Origin of the sequence: uncultured Hymenobacter sp., from assembly GCF_964242765.1 — a bacterium.
In the GTDB taxonomy this organism is placed as follows: Bacteria; Bacteroidota; Bacteroidia; order Cytophagales; family Hymenobacteraceae; genus Hymenobacter.
This window is the reverse complement of the sequence record NZ_CAXTBM010000003.1, coordinates 127909-147236: the sequence shown is the minus strand read 5'-3', so window position 1 is coordinate 147236 and position 19328 is coordinate 127909. Positions and strand designations below refer to the sequence as shown.

10 protein-coding genes are annotated in these 19328 nt (G+C 57.1%); 4 read left to right on the top strand and 6 right to left on the bottom strand.

Annotated features, from left to right (window positions below; all coding sequences use genetic code 11):
- Positions 1-120: 120 nt before the first annotated feature.
- The 5 genes from ACFE7X_RS02330 to ACFE7X_RS02310 all read right to left on the bottom strand — a co-directional run bounded on the left by ACFE7X_RS02330 (position 121) and on the right by ACFE7X_RS02310 (position 13841).
- Entirely contained in the window at positions 121-825 is a 705-nt protein-coding gene (locus tag ACFE7X_RS02330) for a dienelactone hydrolase family protein (RefSeq protein ID WP_375434047.1), read from the bottom strand.
- Positions 822-3527, bottom strand: a complete 2706-nt coding sequence (locus ACFE7X_RS02325) for a glucosidase (protein WP_375434046.1) — start codon at positions 3525-3527, stop codon at positions 822-824. Before ACFE7X_RS02325 ends, ACFE7X_RS02330 begins: the two co-directional genes overlap by 4 nt.
- A gap of 309 nt (positions 3528-3836) precedes the next feature.
- Positions 3837-9737, bottom strand: a complete 5901-nt coding sequence (locus ACFE7X_RS02320) for an Ig-like domain-containing protein (protein WP_375434045.1) — start codon at positions 9735-9737, stop codon at positions 3837-3839.
- 440 nt (positions 9738-10177) lie between these two features.
- On the bottom strand, positions 10178-12637 hold the full coding sequence (locus tag ACFE7X_RS02315) for a M1 family aminopeptidase (protein ID WP_375434044.1): 2460 nt from the start codon (positions 12635-12637) through the stop codon (positions 10178-10180).
- Positions 12638-12737: 100 nt separating this feature from the next.
- Positions 12738-13841 (bottom strand): acetamidase/formamidase family protein, encoded by a 1104-nt coding sequence (locus ACFE7X_RS02310; protein ID WP_375434043.1) that lies wholly within the window; start codon positions 13839-13841, stop codon positions 12738-12740.
- A gap of 393 nt (positions 13842-14234) precedes the next feature.
- On the opposite strand from ACFE7X_RS02310, the gene ACFE7X_RS02305 reads away from it, so the two are divergent.
- Together ACFE7X_RS02305 and ACFE7X_RS02300 are read left to right on the top strand one after the other, a co-directional pair.
- On the top strand, positions 14235-15527 hold the full coding sequence (locus tag ACFE7X_RS02305) for a PQQ-dependent sugar dehydrogenase (RefSeq protein ID WP_375434042.1): 1293 nt from the start codon (positions 14235-14237) through the stop codon (positions 15525-15527).
- A gap of 8 nt (positions 15528-15535) precedes the next feature.
- Positions 15536-15982 (top strand): c-type cytochrome, encoded by a 447-nt coding sequence (locus ACFE7X_RS02300; protein ID WP_375434041.1) that lies wholly within the window; start codon positions 15536-15538, stop codon positions 15980-15982.
- A 373-nt stretch (positions 15983-16355) separates the two neighbouring features.
- On the opposite strand, the gene ygiD is transcribed toward ACFE7X_RS02300, so the two are convergent.
- Positions 16356-17189 (bottom strand): 4,5-DOPA dioxygenase extradiol, encoded by an 834-nt coding sequence (gene ygiD / locus ACFE7X_RS02295; protein WP_375434040.1) that lies wholly within the window; start codon positions 17187-17189, stop codon positions 16356-16358.
- Positions 17190-17463: 274 nt separating this feature from the next.
- On the opposite strand from ygiD, the gene ACFE7X_RS02290 reads away from it, so the two are divergent.
- Positions 17464-17856: a BlaI/MecI/CopY family transcriptional regulator gene (locus ACFE7X_RS02290; protein WP_375434039.1), complete on the top strand. Its 393-nt coding sequence runs from the start codon at positions 17464-17466 to the stop codon at positions 17854-17856.
- Positions 17840-19312 (top strand): M56 family metallopeptidase, encoded by a 1473-nt coding sequence (locus ACFE7X_RS02285; RefSeq protein WP_375434038.1) that lies wholly within the window; start codon positions 17840-17842, stop codon positions 19310-19312. Before ACFE7X_RS02290 ends, ACFE7X_RS02285 begins: the two co-directional genes overlap by 17 nt.
- Positions 19313-19328 lie beyond the last annotated feature (16 nt).

Genomic DNA, 19328 nt, shown 5'->3' with positions numbered 1-19328 from the left:
GGCCAAGAAAAACCAAGCTGCCCGATGCCATTGAAGCCTACTGTAGGTTTCGTTGGCATCGGGCAGCTTGGTTGAGAGCGTATAAGGCTGGGGCAGCACTGCGGCGAGCTCCCGACCAGACTACCCTAGTTTTTCTTGGAAGAACGCTAGCGTCAGGGCCCAGGCCTCGGCGGCAGCATCGGCGTTGTAACTCGGGCGTTCGTCGCAGTGGAAACCGTGGTCGGCGTAAGAAATGACGGTGTTGATGTAAGGCTTCCCGGCGGCGTCCAGAGCTTCGGTTACTTCCGTGATGTGCGCTTTGCTGATGTGCTGGTCGAGGCCGCCCCAAAAGAAGAGGTGCGGCGCGTGCAAGTCGGCGGCGCGGTCTTTGAGTTGCTGCGTGCCGCCTCCGTAGTACGAAACGGCCGCCGACAGTGGCAGCACGGCATTAGCCAAAAACGATACTCGCCCACCCAAGCAAAACCCGATGCTCCCGATTTTGTCGGTTACGTTGTCTTGGGCTTGCAGCCAGCCATAAGCCGCCTGCAAATCGGCGGTCAGCCTTTCGGGCGTGATGGCCTGGAAATGCGGGGCGGCGCTGGGAAAGTCGTTGTAGGGAATTTCCAGGCCCGGCGCGGCGGAGCGGTGAAATAGTTCGGGGGCAATAACCACGTAACCCGCCGCGGCCAGCCGGTCGGCCACGCTGCGAATGTGGCCGTTCACTCCAAAGGCTTCCTGTAGCAGAATGATGCCTGGGTGCAAACCATCGGCAGTTGGGAAAGCGGTATAGGCGTTTAACTCGGTGTTGTCGGTTGCTTGCAGAACAACGGCGTTGGGGTAGCTCATGGGGCTTGTAAAGGAGTTACGAGTAAGCCCTCAGAAGCCGATGAGTCAACGTTTTGTTTTGTATCCGGAGTGGTCGAAGTTGCTCGTTTCTGTAATAACCTCACAATCAAACCCGTCCAGCCGGTTTGGTGGTTGGCGCCTAAGCCGTGGCCGTCTTCGCCATGAAAATACTCGTGGAAAAGCAAGTAGTCCTTGAAATGGGGGTCGGTTTGAAGCAACTCATAGTCGCCGAAGGCGGGGCGGCGGCCGTCAGGACCTTTCAGCAGCAGTTTAGATAGGCGGTCGGCTAGGGCCAAGGCCACCTCGTTGAGATTTATCTTGTTGCCCGAACCAGTTGGGTACTCCACCAGGAGCGAGTCGCCATAGTACGAGTGGAACCGCTGCAACGACTCGATGATGAGGTAGTTGATGGGAAACCAGATCGGGCCACGCCAGTTGCTGTTGCCCCCAAACATGCTGGATTCCGCCTCACCGGGCACGTACGAAACCGAGAAATCTGCTTCTTCCGTACTGAATACATACGGGTGTTCCAGGTGATAGCGCGACATAGCGCGGATACCAAATTCCGACAGAAACTCGTTTTCGTCGAGCATCCGGGTAAGCAGCTTGGTTAGGCGCTGACGGCGCAGCAAACCAACCAGGTGGCGGGTATCCCGGCCTGGTTCTTCCCACCGGGCCACTAGCTTAGCCAGGTGCGGTCGGTGGGCAAGCAACCAGGTGGCCCGGGCCGTAAATTCGGGCATGGAATTCAATAGTTCCTGATCTACCACCTCCACCGCGAACAGCGGAATCAACCCCACAATCGAACGGACTTTCAGCTTGGTACGCTCTTCGTCGGGGGTGTGCAGCACGTCGTAGTAGAACTCGTCTTCCTCGTCCCAGAGGTTGAAAACACCATCGCCGCCGCGGGTCATGGCATCCGCGATGTAGAGGAAGTGCTCGAAGAACTTGCTGGCTATTTCCTGGTACACTGAGTTGGTTTTGGCCAGTTCCAGGGCCATACGCATCATGTTCAAGGCAAACATGGCCATCCAACTCGTTCCGTCCGACTGCTCGATGTGGCCGCCGGTGGGCAGTGGGGCACTTCTATCGAACACCCCAATATTATCGAGCCCCAGGAAGCCGCCTTCAAAGATGTTGCGGTTGCTATGGTCTTTGCGGTTCACCCACCACGTGAAGTTCAAAGCCAGTTTGTGAAACACCGACTCCAAGAAGTAGGTGTCGCCTTTGTCGCCCCTCAGCTTTTTGTCCATTTGGAAAACGCGCCAAGTGGCCCAGGCATGCACCGGGGGATTCACGTCGCTCAGGTTCCACTCGTAGGCGGGTAGCTGGCCGCTCGGATGCAGGTAGGAGTCGCGCGTGAGCAAGCGCAACTGCGTTTTAGCAAATTCGGTGTCCACCGTTGCCAGCGGAATGCAGTGGAAAGCCAAATCCCAGGCGGCATACCACGGATACTCCCACTTGTCGGGCATCGAGATGATGTCGGCGTTGTGGAGGTGGCGCCACTGCCGGTTACGGCCTTTGCGACGTTCGGGCGGAGGCATGAGCATGGCCGGGTCGCCTTCTAGCCACTGGGTCACGTCGTAGTAATAAAACTGTTTGCTCCAGAGCATGCCCGCGAAAGCCTGGCGCTGCACGTTGCGGGCGTCAGGATCCGTTACATTTTCCTGAATGCAGTTGTAGAACTCGTCGGCTTCGTGGCGGCGGGTTGCGAACAGGTGGTCGAAATCAGCAAATGGGGCGGCATGCTTGGGGGCGCTCAGCCGCAGTCGTACTACCCGCGTGAGGCCCGGCGCGACGCGCAGCTTGTACTGCGCGGCCAGCTTGGTACCCTGCTGGTCGGTATTGAGCGCCTCAACGTTGCCTTCCACTACGTAATCATTGATGCCATCTTTGAAGTGTCGGCCTTCGGCCGGCAACCCGTAGAGCTTGGCGCCGTTGGTGCTGTTTTCGCAAAAAAGTAGTTGGGGGTCCTGGTCGCAGTAAAGTTGATAAGTGCCCAGCGTTTTGTGTTCGATCTGTACGGTCCCGGGCTGCGTTTCCCGCATTTCCGGCCGGTAGTCGTCGTAGCCCCAGCTCCAGGTGTTGCGGAACCAGAGCTGCGGCAGCACCTGCAAACGAGCCGTTTCCGGGCCCCGGTTGTGCACCGTTATTTGAATCAGAATGTCATCGGGGCCGGCTTTAGCGTATTCCACAAACACGTCGAAGTAACGCCCATCGTCGAAAACACCGGTGTCAAGCAACTCGAATTCGGGCTCTTCGCGGGTGCGGCGGGCGTTTTCGGCTATCAGCTCCTCGTACGGAAACTCCCGCTGCGGATACTTGTAGAGCATCTTCATGTAGGAGTGCGTAGGCGTACTATCTAGGTAATAGTAGTGCTCCTTCACGTCTTCGCCGTGGTTGCCCTGGTAGTTGTTCAGGCCAAATAGCCGCTCCTTGATGATATGGTCTCGGCCGTTCCATACGCCCACTGAAAAGCAAAGCAATTGCTGGTCGTCGGAGATACCGGCTAGGCCTTCTTCGCCCCAGCGGTAGGCGTAGCTGCGGGCCATGTCGTGACTGATGAAACCCCAGGCATTGCCCTCGGCGCTGTAGTCTTCGCGTACCGTGCCCCACTGTCTTTCGGTGAGGTAAGGTCCGAACTGTTTCCAAAAAGTATTCTGCGCGTTATCGCCCGCCAGACGTAATTGTTCCTGCGTCATATGTAGTAACTCTGAGCTTCAAAGGTACGCGCAACAACGTTAGGCGTTCGGACGAGCTTGGGTTTTTGTGGTAAAACGGGGAGGAAGAACAGGCTGTTTATATCGAGGTCTTCATGTTTTTTTAGCTACTCGCAACCTCATAAAAGTGAAAAGCCGCTACTCAATTGAGTAGCGGCTTTTACTAACTACAAACCACAAGTGTCGAGCAATTACATTTCAAGCAACTGCTTATCTATCAGTTGTTTGTCAACTCTTGAAACGCCTGCAATAACCATTGCTGTTGCTTTGCCACATCGAAGCTAAGCTGCCTTAATTTTTCACAAAACGACGGGTCTGCGGCTGGCTGTTCTCACCGATAACTTTTAGTACGTACGTTCCCTTGGGTAGTCCGCTCACATCAAGTGTGGTGCCCAAAGCGCCGTCCAAGGTCTTGGTCATTATTAGGCTGCCGATGGCAGAGTAGACGGTTACCTGGCCTTTTTGTAGAGGAGCAGTTAGCGTTAGATGCAGCTCACTTGAAGCGGGGTTCGGGTGCAGCGTCAGCTCAAACACGCCCTTTGTAGGATTGAACGATACTACCTGTATCGGGGTGTAGTTAGTCGAACCGTCCAGGTCCAGTTGCTTGAGGCGGTAGTAGAGCATTGGGGCTACCGCGGCGGCTTTGGCATCAACGAAGCTGTACTGCTGCCGGCTGGTGCTATTGCCACGACCATCCACCATCCCAATTTTCTCGAAGTGACGGCCATCGATAGAACGCTCCACTTCAAAACCCACGTTGTTTTTCTCGGTTGCCGTAGCCCAGCTTAGTTGCGCGTCGCGGCCTTTGGCTACGGCTTCGAAGCTAATCAAGGTGACGGGCAGCGGCCGAGCCCCTACCACGAACGTTACGGGTTGCGTAGTTACGCCGCCGAATTCGTCGGTGGTAGCAACGGTCACGGTGTAACTGCCGGCGGCTAGCAACAAGCGGTTGGCCACTGTGATGCTGCCCGTAGTAGCATTGAGGATCGTGCCGGCGGGCAAGGCATTGCTACCCGCGGCCAGTGCTGCTGAGCGCACACCGGCGTCAGTTACTGCGGTGCCTCTGTACTCGCCGCCGTTCAGGTCGAAAGCACTGGTCAAGACATCCCCTTCCTGGTAAGGATTGTCGCCGCCCTTCACCGCGCCGGCCGTGAACACCGCCGTGTTGTCTTGCCCTACGGGCAGTACGTATCGCGCCGCGGCCGACGTACCCGGCAAGGGGGAACTATCGGTGGCCGTGTAGGTGAAGGACGCATTGCCCACGAAGTTCTGGTCGTTGTTGTTTAGCGGGTCGGTCGGGTCGTTGAAAGGACGGAAATACAGTTTGTCGGCATCCGTGGCTGGTATCGACCGGCCCGCGGCTACTGTGGCGAACGTGGTACCGTCGGCGCTGAAGTACAAGGTACCCTGAGTAGCAGGGTTTGGTACGCTGGTAATTGTGAACGAGGCAATGGAGCCGTCGGCATCCTGGGCGCTGAGCGGCGAGAGGCGCAGATACGAATCCGCGGTGTTGCCGTCGGGGGCGGTGAGGCTATTGACGAACGTGTTGGCTACCGGGGCCAGGTTGCCTAGGTTGGTGGTATAGGTCTGGGAGTCGTCGCTGGTGCCGGTCTGGGTTGAAGTGGTGCTTAGCGTGGCCGTCACAGGATACGAAGCGGCGTTGGCCGGAGCCGGGAAGGTAACCGTGTAAGCCGCCGAAACATTGGGGCCCGCTTGCAGCGTCCCGATGGCCGGGAAAGTAACTGCCCCGGTAGCGGGCACGTACGCACCGCCGCCCGACACCACCACCGTAGCGGGGTTGAGGTTGGCCGGAATCTGAGCCGAGAAGTTTACGCCCTGGGCCGGCGAAGGCCCATCGTTGGCCACGCGCAGCAAGTACGTCACGGGCTGTCCTGCCACCACCGTACCAATCTGGGCCGAAGTTACTGGGCTTGGCCCCCGCACGATGGCGCGCAGGTTAACCAGTGGTGTCACGGTCACGCTGGCCACATCGGTGTTGCCGGCAGAAGCACCGTCGTTGCTGTCGGAACCCACGCTGGCCACAGCTGTCAAGGGGCCCGTGCCCGGCGCCGTTACTTGAATGGTATTGGTTACAGCATTGGCACTGCCCACGCCTTGTGAGGCATACAACCAGCTGACGATGCCGGAAGCTGGGGCATAGACCCCACCAGAGGAAATGGCAAGCGTAGTCGGATCAAGAAGAGCGGGCAACGCTACTCGCTGCACCACAGAAGTGGCCGTGGCCGGGCCGTTGTTGGTGGTCGTGACGGTGAACGTGATGGGCTGACCCGCCACTTGGCTCGTTACGTTGGCCCGGATGGTGGTAGCCATATCCACGGTGGCCGTGGAACGCACCACGCTCGTGGAAGCAGTGGCCGTGTTGTTGGTACGGCTCAGGTCGTTGGTGGGCGCAGTTACGTTGCCAACCACCGTGGCCGTGATGGCAGCCACATCGGGAGCCTCAAATGTGATAGTGTTGATGCCCGCACCACTCGCGCCGACCGGCAAATTGGTGCGCGTAGGCAGGGTCACGATGCCAGTGGCGGCGCTATAAGCCCCGCTAATTGGTACGCCGGCCGCATCCCGCACCACTACGCTGCTCAAATTAGCTGGCAGGTATACCGAAGTAGCTACGCTGCTAGCGGGAGAAGTTCCGCTGTTGCGAACGTCAACCGAGTACACCACTGGCGTACCACTCACGGCAATGGCTGGGCCGGCAATTCTGGCTACCACGTCGGAAGCTGCGGTATTAGTTACCGTAATAGTGCTGTTGTTGTTGGCCGGCGTGTTGTCGGGCGAGGTGGTGATGGCAAAAGCGGTAACGGGGAACGTAGCAGCCGGAGCATCGAAGGTTACGGTGTTCGTTACCGACTGACCAGGGGTCAACGCACTGATAACCGGATAAGCTAGCAACGCTTGGTTGGGTTGTACGTCTACCGTCGCTCCCACAGAAGTCGGCAGCACGTTATTGGTGTAGGTGAGGTTGGCCACTGCCGGTGGCACCTGCACGAACTGCTGCACATTGGTGGCGGGCATTAACCCTCGGTTGGTGGTCGTGACGGTGTACGTGATACGCTGCCCGGCCGTAACCGTAGCCGGACCGGTCATCGTGCTAACCACGTCCGCAGTAGGGTTGACGGTGAGCATCATGGAAGCACTGTTGTCGGCCGGTACTGGGTCGGGCGCAACCGTGCTGGTGGTGGCGTGCAACAAAAGCGGTCCGTAAGCCGGAGCCGGCAACTGCACCGTGTTAACAGTGCTAGAGCCACTAGCTAAGCTCAGGGAAGACGGCCAGCTCACAACGCCCGTCAGGGAATTGTAGCTGCCGCCGTTGGAAACAACCACCGTAGCTGGGTCCAGGCCCGCGGGCAGCGACAAGCGCGGGTTTACAGCGGCTGCCGTTTCTGTCCCGGCGTTGCCGGAAGTTAGCGTTAGCGTCAGCGGGGCACCGGCCGCCACGTTGGCTACCGGGTTTCCGTCGCTGGTCGTCGTGAAGGAAGAATAGACGTTGATTGAGGCACCGGTGGCCGAACTCAATACCGTGGAAGTTGTAGCGCTGTTGTTGCCGGTAGTCGTTTCGCCGTTGATGGTCGGTACCGTAGCCGTAGCCGTGAACGTGCCCACCGTAGGTACTTGCAAGCTAATGGTGTTGTTGCGACTCTGGCCCGCCGGAATTTCTATTGCCGGGAACGTCACCAGTGTCGAGCTGGTGGCAGCGTCATAAACGTACGTACCGTTGTTGGTAACAAACAACTGAGTGCGTTTGCCAGGCAACGATACCGTTTGCACCACACCAGTAGCCGGGGCCGGACCAGCGTTGCGTGTGATTACGCTCAACGTTAGCGGTGTGCCAGCGCCGACCGTAGCCGGGCTGCTGATGGTTGTGCTCAGATCAAAGGCGGAAGCTACATTCACGGTTATGCTGGCCGTGTTGTCAGCACTGTTTGCGTCAGCAGTGTTCGCTGCTACGCTGGCCGCCCCTGTGAACGGACCCGTGCCGGGCGCATAGAACGTGACACTGTTGATAACGCTGCTGCCACTGGGCAAGCTGTTTGTTACGGGGAAGGTCACCAGGCCGGTAGCATTGTCATAGGTCCCGCCATTCAAGAAAGTCAGGTCGCCGTTGGTACCCGGACCGGTCAGACCAGCGGGCAGTTGTACCGTGGGAGCTACGTTGGCGGCCGTGGATGAACCGTTGTTGGTGGTTTGCACCGTGAACGTGACGGACTGTCCTGCTGCCACGGTGGCGTTGTTGGCCGGAGCCGTTAAGCTAACAACTAGGTCGGCCGTTGGCTGCTGCACCGTCACAACTAGGTTAGCCGAGTTAGTGGGGGCGCCATTGCCATCCTGCACTACATAAGATGTAACAGAAGTGCCGACGAAGTTTGCCACCGGCGTAAACGTCACGACCCCCGTGCTGGTATTCACCGTGAAAGTGCCTTCATTACTAACAGTGCGCGTGCTTTGCACTCCCGCTTGCGTGGGGTCTATGTCGATAGAAGCGGGGGCAAACGAGTTGTTGCTGTCCGGATCAAGGTCGTTGACCAGAACACTGATTGCCGACGCTGTGTTAGGCGTGGTAGCAGCGGCATCGGCTATGGCCGTAGGAGCCAAGTTGCAGGAGCCGAAGTACACGTCATCCACGGCCAAGTCGTTGCCGCCGACAACCGTACTTACGTTCCGAATTTCAAAGGTGGCGGTGGTATTGCTTCCCGAAAACCAGATGTCAGAGAAAGAAAACCAATTGTCTGGGTTTTCTTCCGTCCGAATAGTACCCGATACCGATTCGCCGTTGATAACGAAGCCGACTTCCGGAACTCCCTGGTCGGAACCAACAGGCAGCAGATTGTTGAAAAATGCCGAGAAAGTGTAGTAGCGGTTGGGCTGTACAGTTACTGTTTGCGAGTAGAACGTCCGGATATCCAGGGCGCCATTCACGACTAAGAACTTGTCGTTCGTCACGTTGGGCGTATGTCCCGTACCCTGAAAGCCGGGGTGATAGGAGTTTGCGTTGACATCCACTGCGTAGGTTCCTTCCGGATACACGCCGGAGGTAGTATTGCCGGCAGCATACTTTGTGTCTACGTAACGGTAAGTGGTCGAGAAACCGCTGTTACCCGCGTTGAAGTCGGAATTTTGGAGCAGGTTGGAGCCCGAGGCCGAGGTACAAGCCGTGTTGGTGCTATACACCCGCAGGTTGACGGTGGCAGTGCCAGAGCACAGGGTGGAAAAGGCGGTGGCGCTGTTGCAGATGCGGTACGTAAAGTTGTCGGGGCCGGTGTAGCTGGTAGTAGGCGTATACCGATACGTACCGTCTGCATTAAAACTAACCGTGCCGTGCAAGGGGTTGCTAACTAAAGTCGCCGTGAACGGATTCTGATCGGCATCCGAATCATTGAGTGCCACGTTGCCGTTTACGGCCGTGTTCAATGGTACATCGCGCGAGTCGTTGTTGGCCACTGGCATCGCCTTGCACCACGACATTTGGCTGATACCAATGGCCTGCTGGCTAGGATTGGTATTCGTGCTTCCGTTGCTATAGGTTAGTACCAGTCGGGTTATAGGCACCGGGAAGCTTACTGTTACCAGCCCGGCGGTAGCACTGTTATTGCTGATGTCGGCCGCGCCGGTTACCGTGTTGCCGGCTACGGTTTGAGAGGTTGTGCTGTACGCGAAGCTGCTAGCAGGCAAACTCACAACGTTGCCATTTACATCATAACCATCCAGCCGAACCTCGTCGATAAATCCCGGATTCGCCCCTACTACCCGGTCGATATCCTGCAACGTGATGCTGTAATTATCGAGCGGCCGGCTGAAGGCGAAAACAACCGAAGAGCTTTTGGCCGCGTTGGTAGTGTAGTCCGCAAACCACTCCAGCGTATTATAATCAAGAAGCCGGCTCTCGTCACCGAGTCCAAGTACGCCGCCGTACTGCCGCACCTGTAGGTAGCTAGCCGGAGTGCTTGCTGCCGGTGTATAACTGCCCGACGTAACATCGGTGGGGGTACCTCCTACGTTGCTGGCAAGTGGGGTTGCCAGATTAGGGGCAGTGGTTACGTCCCAATTTTCCCCGTTGCGGCTGGGAAACGCCAAGGTCACAGTTGAATTAGCCGGACATTGGGCCTGCGCTGTCAGATTGGTTAGGTTCGCACAACCTAGCAGTAATAGAACAAAACGTAATGCTGTTTTCATAAAGGGCACTAGGCAGTAAAACTTCGAAATAGAATGATTAGCTACTTTTCGGAAGTTGTGTGACTCGGAAAATTCTGTTCCAGAGTAGGATGCTTTCTAGGTTTTACTAAGCATCCTTCACACAAATCTTCTAACAATCACAGCCTTTCACTTAACAAAGTTATACTTACCTAATGCACCTGAATAACACCTATATAAAACCTCTCAAAATAGCACACCTATTCCCAACATGGTTTCCAAAATGACTTATATGTTCATTCTTGGAATTAGAAATGCCCTAAGCTTTAAACATACACAATATATAGTATAACTTTTACAATTATACCACTTACCTAATTGCCGAACAGGCACAGACCAGTAAGTTTCATTTTTTGCATTTATCACAGAAATACTTACCCTGTTCCATCTCCACTCATCACGCTTGCAGTGAAATCAAGATTTCACTTCGCTGCTTGAATTTCCGCTATGGCCTGCTCCACCAGCGCAGTAGCCTGCGTGGCATTAACACGGGTGGAATGCTGCTGTTGAATCTGCCGCAGCAGCTCCATGAGGCGCACATGAATACCAAATTGCTTGTAGCGCACGGCCATTTCCTTGATGCGGCTGACGCCTTGGGACAGCGCCGCGGGGTTGTCGAGGCGGTTAAGCAATTCGGCGAGGCCGGGCAGCATTTGAAAGCGGTTATTGGGGTTGGCAGCGTCGAACTTGGCCAGCACCAGAGGCCATTGCGCCAGCCCACCCGCCTTGCCGTATACGTCCACTATAGCTACGGTCAGGGCCTCTTTGTTGTCGGCCTCGAACGCGGTAGCGCGAGCTAGCGCCTGCCGGGCATCCAGGGGCAGCAGCCCCCGCAGCGCCGCCCCCTGCACCTGATACGATTTACTATCGAAAGCTTTGGTAAAGAGCTTGGTATAGCGCTTATCCTGAAGCGTGCCGAGCGTGGTAAGAGCCAGCGCCTGCACTTTCGTCGATGAGTCGGTGGCCGCCAGCTTTGCCAGTACGGGCGCCACCGATTTGCGCAGGGCGGCGTTCTTAAGGTCGAGCAACTCAATGGCCATGCTGCGTAGGGCCGGGGATTTATCGGTTAAACCCGCCAGCAAGATTTTCTGGGCCAGCGGATCGGAAAGTTTCGCTTGGGCGGCGCTCAAGGCTTCGCGCCGGTCGAGGTAGCGCGGGGCGTGGCGGTACTGGTAGGCGTACTCGGTTAGCGGCTTGTGGTCTTGCTTCTGCCAGACCAAGACTTTTTCGGCGTCTACGTTCACCAAATCGGGCCGGATAGCGGCGGGAAAGTAGAGCGTATCCACGGCGTGGCGCAGCGTGGCGCGGTGGCGCTGGGCACGGCCTCCCGAGTAGATATCCACGGCAAGCGGCAACACAAACGGCGTTCCGGCCTGGGTTTGACGCACTACTACCACTTGTTGCTTGCGGGCGGCATCCCACTGGTAGTCGAGGGTGACAATGGGGTGGCCGGCGCGGTAGTACCACTGGTCGAAAAACCAGTTCAAATCCTGGCCCGACGCTTCTTCCAGCGCCAGCCGCAGCTGGTGCGGCTCGCCGGTGCCGAAGGCGTTTTGCTTCAGATACTGTTGCAGGCCCCGGAAAAACACGTCCTGGCCTACGTGGTGGCGCAGCATGTTCAGGATGTTGCCGCCTTTCCGGTAGGATACGGCATCGAACATGTCCTCCTTGTCGGCGTACTGGAAGCGTGCCAGCGGTTTGGTATAGTTGGCGGGGTCGCGGAAGTAGACGCGCAAACTTAGGTCGCCTTGGGCCTCGGCGGCATCGGTGCCGTATTCGTGCTCGGCCCACAGCACTTCGCTGAAGTTGGCAAACGACTCGTTCATGGTCAGGTTGCTCCAGCTTTCGGCCGTCACGTAGTCGCCAAACCAGTGGTGGAACAGCTCGTGGGCTACTTCGCGCTCCACGCCAGCGTATTCCCAATCGAGCAGTTCGCGGGCGGTGCCCTGGGCTTGCTCGCCGAACAAGGAAGCGGTGGTATTTTCCATGGCGCCGCTCACGTAGTCGCGCGCTACCACCTGGGCGTATTTGTTCCAGGGATAATCAACGCCCAGGAGCTGCGAGAAAAACTCCAGCATCCGGGGCGTTTTGCCGAAGATTTGCCGGGCCTGCGCCGCGTACTGGGGTTCGAGGTAGTAGCTTACTTCTTTGCCGCGCCACGCGTCTTTGGTGATGCGAAAGTCGCCGACGGCCATCATGAACAGGTAGGGCGCGTGCGGCTCGTCCATCTTCCAGGTATCGGTGCGCAACCCCGCGCCGGCCGCCGTTTGGCCCACCAGCTTGCCGTTGCTGAGCGTGACGTACTTGGCGGGCACCGTCAAACTGATTTCGGAAGTGGACTTCTGGTTGGGCTTGTCGATGGTCGGGAACCAGGCCGAGTTAGATTCCGATTCCCCCTGGGTCCAAATCTGGACGGGCTTGCCCGCCACGGCACTATCGGGGTTGATGAAGTACAACCCCTTGGCCTCACTAATAGCCGCGCTGCCCTTCACCTTTAGCTCGTCGGGCTTGGCCGTGTACTCGATATAGATGGTGTACGCCTCCCCTACCGGCACCGTTCGCCCCAACTTAATCAGCAGTTGCTGCTCGTTGTAGTCGTATTTGAGGGGCTGCGGCGTGTTGCCTTGCATCAAGGTTACCGCTTTGATATCCATGCCTTTGGCATCGAGCCGCAAAGAGTCGGTGGCGTAGCCATGGGGTTTGAGTGTCACCCATTCCTTGCCGTAGAGGTAGCGCTTGGCGTAGTCGAAGCGCACATCTAATTTGGTGTGCACCAAATCGTTGACTTTGCGCGCAGTGGCGCGGTAGCTGGTGGTGGGTTGCTGAGCGGCCGCCGTGGCGGCGGTAGTTAAGACTAGGAGTAGTAGGAAGAAGTTTCGCATCAAGGGCACAAGGTATATAGTCTTGTGCTCCTAGATGATGCTAGTGCAGGAAGAGTTGCTTCTGGTATCCTTTGCCCAACGGCTCTACTATACTACGTTCTTATTTTCCCGTTTGCTTCTTACTAGCCGTCGATTTGCTGGTGAAGATCTTCTTCGGAATTATGCTGTGGACGCCTTTGGTACCGTCGACTAACTGGGTAATTTCCATGTCGGCGGCTACGCTAGCGAGCATGTAAGCATCGTCGTGGCTGAGGTTTTTCTCTTTCATGAGAAAGTCTATCATCTCGCGCAGCGCAATTTTGGTGGCTTTGGTTAAATCCTCGTCGATGCCCATCATGATGTAGCTGGTGGGCGTTTCGGCGCGAGGCCAGGTTAGGTGCAGGTCCTTGCGCACGACAAACTCCAGCGTGCCAGTCAACGACGTTTCCAGGGCCGTAATATCCACTTCGCCGTTGCCTTGGCCGGCGTGGCCGTCGCCTACTTCAAACAAGGCGCCGGGTACGTGCACCGGGATGTAAAGCGTGGTACCGGCCACCAGTTCTTTGTTGTCGAGGTTGCCGGCGTGAATGCCGGGCGGGGCGCTGTTGACGCGGCCCGAGGCGGGCGGCGGCGCCACGCCCATGCTTCCGAAAAACGGCCGCAGCGGAATCTCAATGCCGGGCGCAAATTGGGCCACCATGCGCTTCTTGTCGAGCGGAATTATGCGCATTTTGGCGTAGCCGAAGTCCTCGGGCAGAAAGCCGCTGGTGGGACCGAAGGCGTTGTAGGCGTACGGAATAGCCAGCTCCACTTTGCGGATGCGCACCTCCAGCACGTCGCCGGGCTCGGCGCCTTCCACATAGATGGGGCCGGTCAGAATGTGCCCTCCGGGTCCTTTGTTGGTGACATCCTTGTGAATATCGCGCAACGATTGTTCCACTTGCTCGGGCGGCAGCCCCGCCCCTTCCAGCCGCGTAGGACTAGAGGTAATGAGCGTTTGCACTTCCACTTTATCACCCGACTTGATGCGCAGTACCGGCTTGGCAGCGGCATCGTAGAAGCCCCACGCCACGGTAGTAGAAGTTGGTTTGAGTTGGTGCGTAGTGGGCTTGCCGGCTTGGGCGTTGGGGGCCGGTTGTTGGGCCTGAGCGGCAGTGGCGAGCAGCAAGCCAGCCCCGAATGCCGAGGTCGTAGCGCGGGCAAGTAGCTGGTGAAGGGTTTTCATAGGCGAAGGACAGTAGCAACGGGAGAAGCCCCAAGCTACGCATCAAGCGCCCAACAGCGCGCTGTTGTTTTCCAACTTACACTCCCGAAGGCGTGAAAGTATTTGATTGTTTCAACCAGACGAAGGCCTGACATGTTACCTAGACAGTCAATTACACCACTGTTCGGCGCGCGGCTGCGTATGTGTAGCCGTAGCTGCTTTGCACGGACGCTGACTGTGGCGTTTAGCCCTCAACTTAGCTGCTTGCCGCGCAACCACCTAGTTTCCGCTTGCCAAAAAAGTAATGCCTCCGGTAACTAGCCAGTCAGCACCAACGAGTGCTGTTCTTGTTGGTTGAATGATTTACTTGCTACATTTTCAAGGAAAAAAACCAGATTCACCGAATTCCTTCTCATGATGAAAACCTACTTATCCCGGTACCTGCTGTTATCGACGGCCTTGGTCGGGAGTCTGTCTTTGTTTGCGCTGAAGACCAAGAACACGATGGTGCCCGTACCCGATGCCGACAATGCCGGCCTGAAACTGCCGGCCGGCTTTGGCGCCCTGAAAGTGGCGGAAACTGGGGGCCGTGCCCGGCACATCACCATCACGCCCCAAGGCACTATCTACGTGAAGCTGAACCGGCCCAACGCGGCCGGCAAGGGCATTTTGGTGCTGCGCGAAGCCGCTAACGGCAAGGCCGAGATGGCCAGCGGCTTCGGCAACTACGGCGGCACGGGCATCTACAGCGCGCCCGGCTACTTGTATGCCTCATCCGACCAGGAAGTATTTCGCTACAAGCTTGACAGTAAAGGCCAGGTAACCAACCCCGAGCAACCCGAAAAAATCGTTACTGGTCTGATCAACCGCCGCCAGCACGAAAGCAAATCCATTACGCTCGACAAGGAAGGCAACCTCTACGTGAACGTGGGGGCTTACGCCAATTCCTGCCAAGTGAAGGACCGGCAGAAAGGCTCCATGGGCTGGCCAAACTGCCCCATCCTCGACTCGGCGGGCGGCATCTGGCAGTTCAAGGCCGATAAGCTCAACCAAACCTACGGCAACGGCACCCGCTACGCCACTGGCTTGCGCAACGTGGTGGGGCTGGACTGGAACGCGCAAACCAACCAGCTCTTCGTGATGCAGCACGGCCGCGACCAGCTCTACGACAACTTCCCGGCCTTCTACGACAGCAAACAGTCGGCGGAACTGCCCGCCGAGTGCCTATACGCCCTCAAGAAAGGCGACAACGCCGGCTGGCCCTACATGTACTACGACAACATCCAGCACAAGAAAATGATGATGCCCGAATACGGCGGCGACGGCAAGAAAGAAGCCGTCGGCAACTTCATCGACCCGGCCATGGCCTACCCCGCCCACACGGCCCCCGATGCGCTGCTGTTCTACACCGGCACCATGTTTCCCGAGAAATACCGCAACGGCGCCTTCATTGCCTTCCACGGCTCCTGGAACCGCGCTCCGGAGCCTCAGAAAGGCTATTACGTGGTGTTCCAGCCGTTCAAAGACGGTAAGCCATCCGGCGACTGGGAAGTGTTTGCGGATAATTTCGCGGGTACTCCCGATAAAGCCGCGGCCGGCCGGCCCGACCACAAGCCCTGCGGCCTCGCGCAGGGTCCTGATGGCTCGCTCTATGTCACCGACGACAAGCAGGGCACAATTTACCGCATTGTATATGCCCAAAAATAAGTCACTAAATGAAGTGTATTCTTGCCACCCTGTGCGTGCTTACTTGGTTTAATAGCGCGGCAAATGCCCAGAAAAAACCAGTTTCCCAAGGCAAACCCGCCACCACCGCTGCCGTTTCAGCGGCTACGCTGACCGCCGGCAAAACCATTTATACGCAAAACTGCCTTACCTGCCACCAAGCCGATGGCGGCGGCGTTGATGGCATGAACCCGCCCCTGACCAAAACCGACTACGTGCTCGGCGATAAAACCCGCCTGGTGAAAGTAATTCTTAACGGCCTGCAAGGCGAAGACATTGAAGGCGAGCCGTATCACGGCGTGATGCCCTCGTTCGACGTCCTGAGCGACCAGCAAATTGCCGACGTCTTAACCTACGTGCGCAACAGCTTCGGCAACAAAGCCAGCGGCCTCAAAGCGCCAGAGGTGAAAGCCATCCGCGCCGCGAATAAAAAGTAACCGCAGCCCCGTATAAGCCAAAGGCCCCCGTTGCAGCTATGCAGCGGGAGCCTTGTCGTTATAGAGAAAACTAAAATTTCTTCTAAGGTGTGGACAGTAATGAAAAAGAACGGTTATGCTGAGCTTGTCGAAGCATCTCGCAAGTGTAGCGAATTCAGTTAGCTATGACAACGTCAGCACGCGAGATACTTCGGCAAGCTCAGCATAACCGTTCTTTTTCGTTACTGTCCACACAGCCTAGAGCGGTTATCCCAATTCGGGTACGCTTGGTTCCCCCTCTCCTACGGGAGAGGGGGCCGGGGGGTGAGGCTGCTCGTTGAACGACCAGTACCCAACCCAACCTGAGAAGTGCGCTGCTTGCGTCTGCTGGCTCCTACCCGACCACAAACGTGCGCATGCTCATGCCCCCGAAGCTTACTTCTTCGTACGCGTGGCGAATCTGGTCGTCGGGCTCGGCCAGGGCCAGGCTGTAGAGCATCGGAATGTAGTGGTCGGGGGTGGGCACCGAGAGGGAGCCGCTGGCCCCGGCTTGCTGGTAATGCGCCAACGCCAGCAAGTCGCGCTGATCAATTTTCGCTTTGGCCCATTCATCGAACTCCTGCGCCCAGGCATACGGCGTGGCATCATCGGCCATAAACTTGGGCATGCTTTGGCGCAAGTTGTGCACGATGTTGCCGCTGCCCACAATCAGCACGCCGCGGCGGCGCAGAAACTGGAGCTGCTTGGCTAGCTCGGCATGAAACGTCATCGGCTGGTAATAGTCGATGCTGAGCTGGAACACGGGAATATCGGCCTCCGGGAACAGGTGGTGCAGCACGGTCCAGGTGCCGTGGTCGAGGCCCCACTCGTCGGTAGGGTGCGCATCGGGCAGGGCGGCCAGCACTTCTTGCGCTACGTCGGGAGCCCCGGGCGCGGGGTACTGCATATCGAACAGTTCCTGCGGGAAGCCGCCGAAATCGTGGATGGTTTCGGGTTGCTCGTTTACGGCCACGAAGGTGCCGCGCGTGAGCCAGTGCGCCGACACGACCAACACGGCCCGCGGCGGCTGCAAGTTGCGGATGTCGCGGCCTAACTGGTGCAGGGTTTGCGTGAACGGGTTATCGGCCAGCGCGTTCATCGGCGAGCCGTGGCCCACGAAAAGCACAGGCATCTTCACCGTTTTCTGAAAGCTGCTGGCGGTAGCGTGGAAGTCTTGTAGGGAGTTCATGGCGAGGGCAATGAGAGTGGGCCAGGTTTTCAAACACCTTGCTGATGCCTAGGCCTACCTTTCATACAACAAATGTACCTACATATTTCTTAAACTACTCGATTCTCGATAAGAAAACAGCACTTGACTAGCAGCGCGTCTTCCATCTATACAATTTGATAGTCAATGATATACACTACACTCAAAAAGCCGCTTACCACGTACTTACTTATATATACGTTTTATAACGTATATATAAGTTATAAAACTGAATAATACGTTATACATTTATCACATGGAAGAGCTAACCAAAACCGAGGAGCGCATTATGCAAATCCTCTGGAAGCTGAAGAAGGCTTTCGTGAAGGACATCATCGAGCAACTGCCCGACGAGCCGAAACCGCCCTACAACACCATCTCGTCGGTGGTGCGCATTCTGGAGCGTAAGGAGTATGTAGGGTTTAAAGCGTATGGCAAAACCTACGAATACTTCCCGCTGATCAGCCGGGCTCAATACCGGACCGCTAGCTTCAAACGCCTGCTCACGCAGTACTTCGACAACTCGCCCTCCGATTTAGTATCGTTTATGGTGGAAGAGGAAAAGCTTGACCAACAGCAGGTTCAGATGCTGCTGCTCAAGTTACTCCAAGCCGATCAGGCTTCCAAACAAGATGGCGATGCTCAGTAGCTACTTGCTGTACCTGGTAGAAGCGTCTTTCCGCCTGGCTGTTTTTGCTCTCGCGTACCGGCTGCTGCTAGCCCGCCTGACCTACTTTAGCTGGAATCGGTGGTATTTATTGGGCAGCGTGCTGGTTGCGCTGGTGCTGCCGCTGCTGTCGTTTCCGGGTTTGGCCTACTTGCTTGCCGCCCCGGCTGCTGAGAGCGGGCCGCTGCTATTGCAACTAAACTGGACCCGCCCCGCGGCCACTACCGCTTCTACTGCCTCGGCGGCCTCGTCGCTGAATGTGTGGACTTGGATGCTAGGCGGAATGTTGGTGGTGTATGCGGCTGGGATGCTGTACCGGCTACAAAACCTCGGACGGAACCTGTGGTGGCTGCGGCAACTCGCGCGGCGTCACCCGCGCATCAATAAAGGCGCTTACTGGCTGGTGGAGCTTTCCAACCCCCAAATGCCTGCTTTTTCTTTTGGGCGCAGCGTGTTTTTGTCGCCGCTGCACGCCAGCCTTAGCCCGACGGAACGGCAGTTGCTTTTACAGCATGAGCTGGTGCATGTGCAGCAGCGTCATACGGTGGATATTCTGCTGCTGGAAGGGGTAGCGGTGCTGCTGTGGTTTAACCCGGCGGTTTACTACGTGCGCCAGCAGCTGAAAGAGGCGCACGAGTATCTGGCCGATGCCGCGGTAGCCCGCACGGCCGGCAGTGTTTCCGGCTACGGCCAATTACTGCTTAAGCTGGCCGCGCAACAGTTCCCGTTTTCCCTGGTTCACGCATTTTCCACCAAACAGTTAGTTCAACGAATCACTATGCTTACGACGCCATCCTCCCGCCCCCTGCAAAAGCTACGCTTCCTCCTGATTGTGCCCATTTTGGCCGGTGCGTGGATGGCTACCTCCTGCGTTGACTCGCCCAGCCCGACCGTTGCGGTTGCCCCTGAGGCTTCGTCAGCCGCGGCCTCCACGACGCCTATCGGCCGCATTACCTGGGAAGGCAACACAGTAGTATCCACCGAGCGCCTCAACCAAGCCCTCGGCCTGAAACCCGGCGACACCTACGATTCGCTTGCCTTGAAAAAGCGCCTCAGCTTCTCCCCCGACGGCAAGGATGTGACTTCGCTTTACATGGACCAGGGCTACCTCTTCTTTTCCGTTATACCTGCTATCCGACACCAGCCCAACGGCAAGGTCGATCTGCTATTTAAATTCTTCGAAGGCCGTAAAGCTGAGCTTGGGACTATCACCTTCCTAGGTAACGGCAAGATACCTGCACAGTCTTTGTTGGAAGCTATTCCTCTACGCTCCAGCGACACTTTCAGCCGGGCCAAGCTCATGGAAGCGCAAAGGAATTTGGCGCTATTAGGTCCTTTCGATCCCAAACAGGTTGGCGTGAATCCAAGTCCTGATATGCGCCCGAATGCTACTACCGATTTGGTAAACATCATGTTTACTTTAGTGGAAAAGAAGTAGATAGAATCTGTCAAAA

Coding starts and splice junctions, on each gene's coding strand:
- ACFE7X_RS02300 (WP_375434041.1), top strand. CDS start 15,536: ATGAAGTGTATTCTTGCCACCCTGTGCGTGCTTACTTGGTTTAATAGC.
- ACFE7X_RS02330 (WP_375434047.1), bottom strand. CDS start 825: ATGAGCTACCCCAACGCCGTTGTTCTGCAAGCAACCGACAACACCGAG.
- ACFE7X_RS02290 (WP_375434039.1), top strand. CDS start 17,464: ATGGAAGAGCTAACCAAAACCGAGGAGCGCATTATGCAAATCCTCTGG.
- ACFE7X_RS02310 (WP_375434043.1), bottom strand. CDS start 13,841: ATGAAAACCCTTCACCAGCTACTTGCCCGCGCTACGACCTCGGCATTC.
- ACFE7X_RS02325 (WP_375434046.1), bottom strand. CDS start 3,527: ATGACGCAGGAACAATTACGTCTGGCGGGCGATAACGCGCAGAATACT.
- ygiD (WP_375434040.1), bottom strand. CDS start 17,189: ATGAACTCCCTACAAGACTTCCACGCTACCGCCAGCAGCTTTCAGAAA.
- ACFE7X_RS02315 (WP_375434044.1), bottom strand. CDS start 12,637: ATGCGAAACTTCTTCCTACTACTCCTAGTCTTAACTACCGCCGCCACG.
- ACFE7X_RS02285 (WP_375434038.1), top strand. CDS start 17,840: ATGGCGATGCTCAGTAGCTACTTGCTGTACCTGGTAGAAGCGTCTTTC.
- ACFE7X_RS02305 (WP_375434042.1), top strand. CDS start 14,235: ATGATGAAAACCTACTTATCCCGGTACCTGCTGTTATCGACGGCCTTG.
- ACFE7X_RS02320 (WP_375434045.1), bottom strand. CDS start 9,737: ATGAAAACAGCATTACGTTTTGTTCTATTACTGCTAGGTTGTGCGAAC.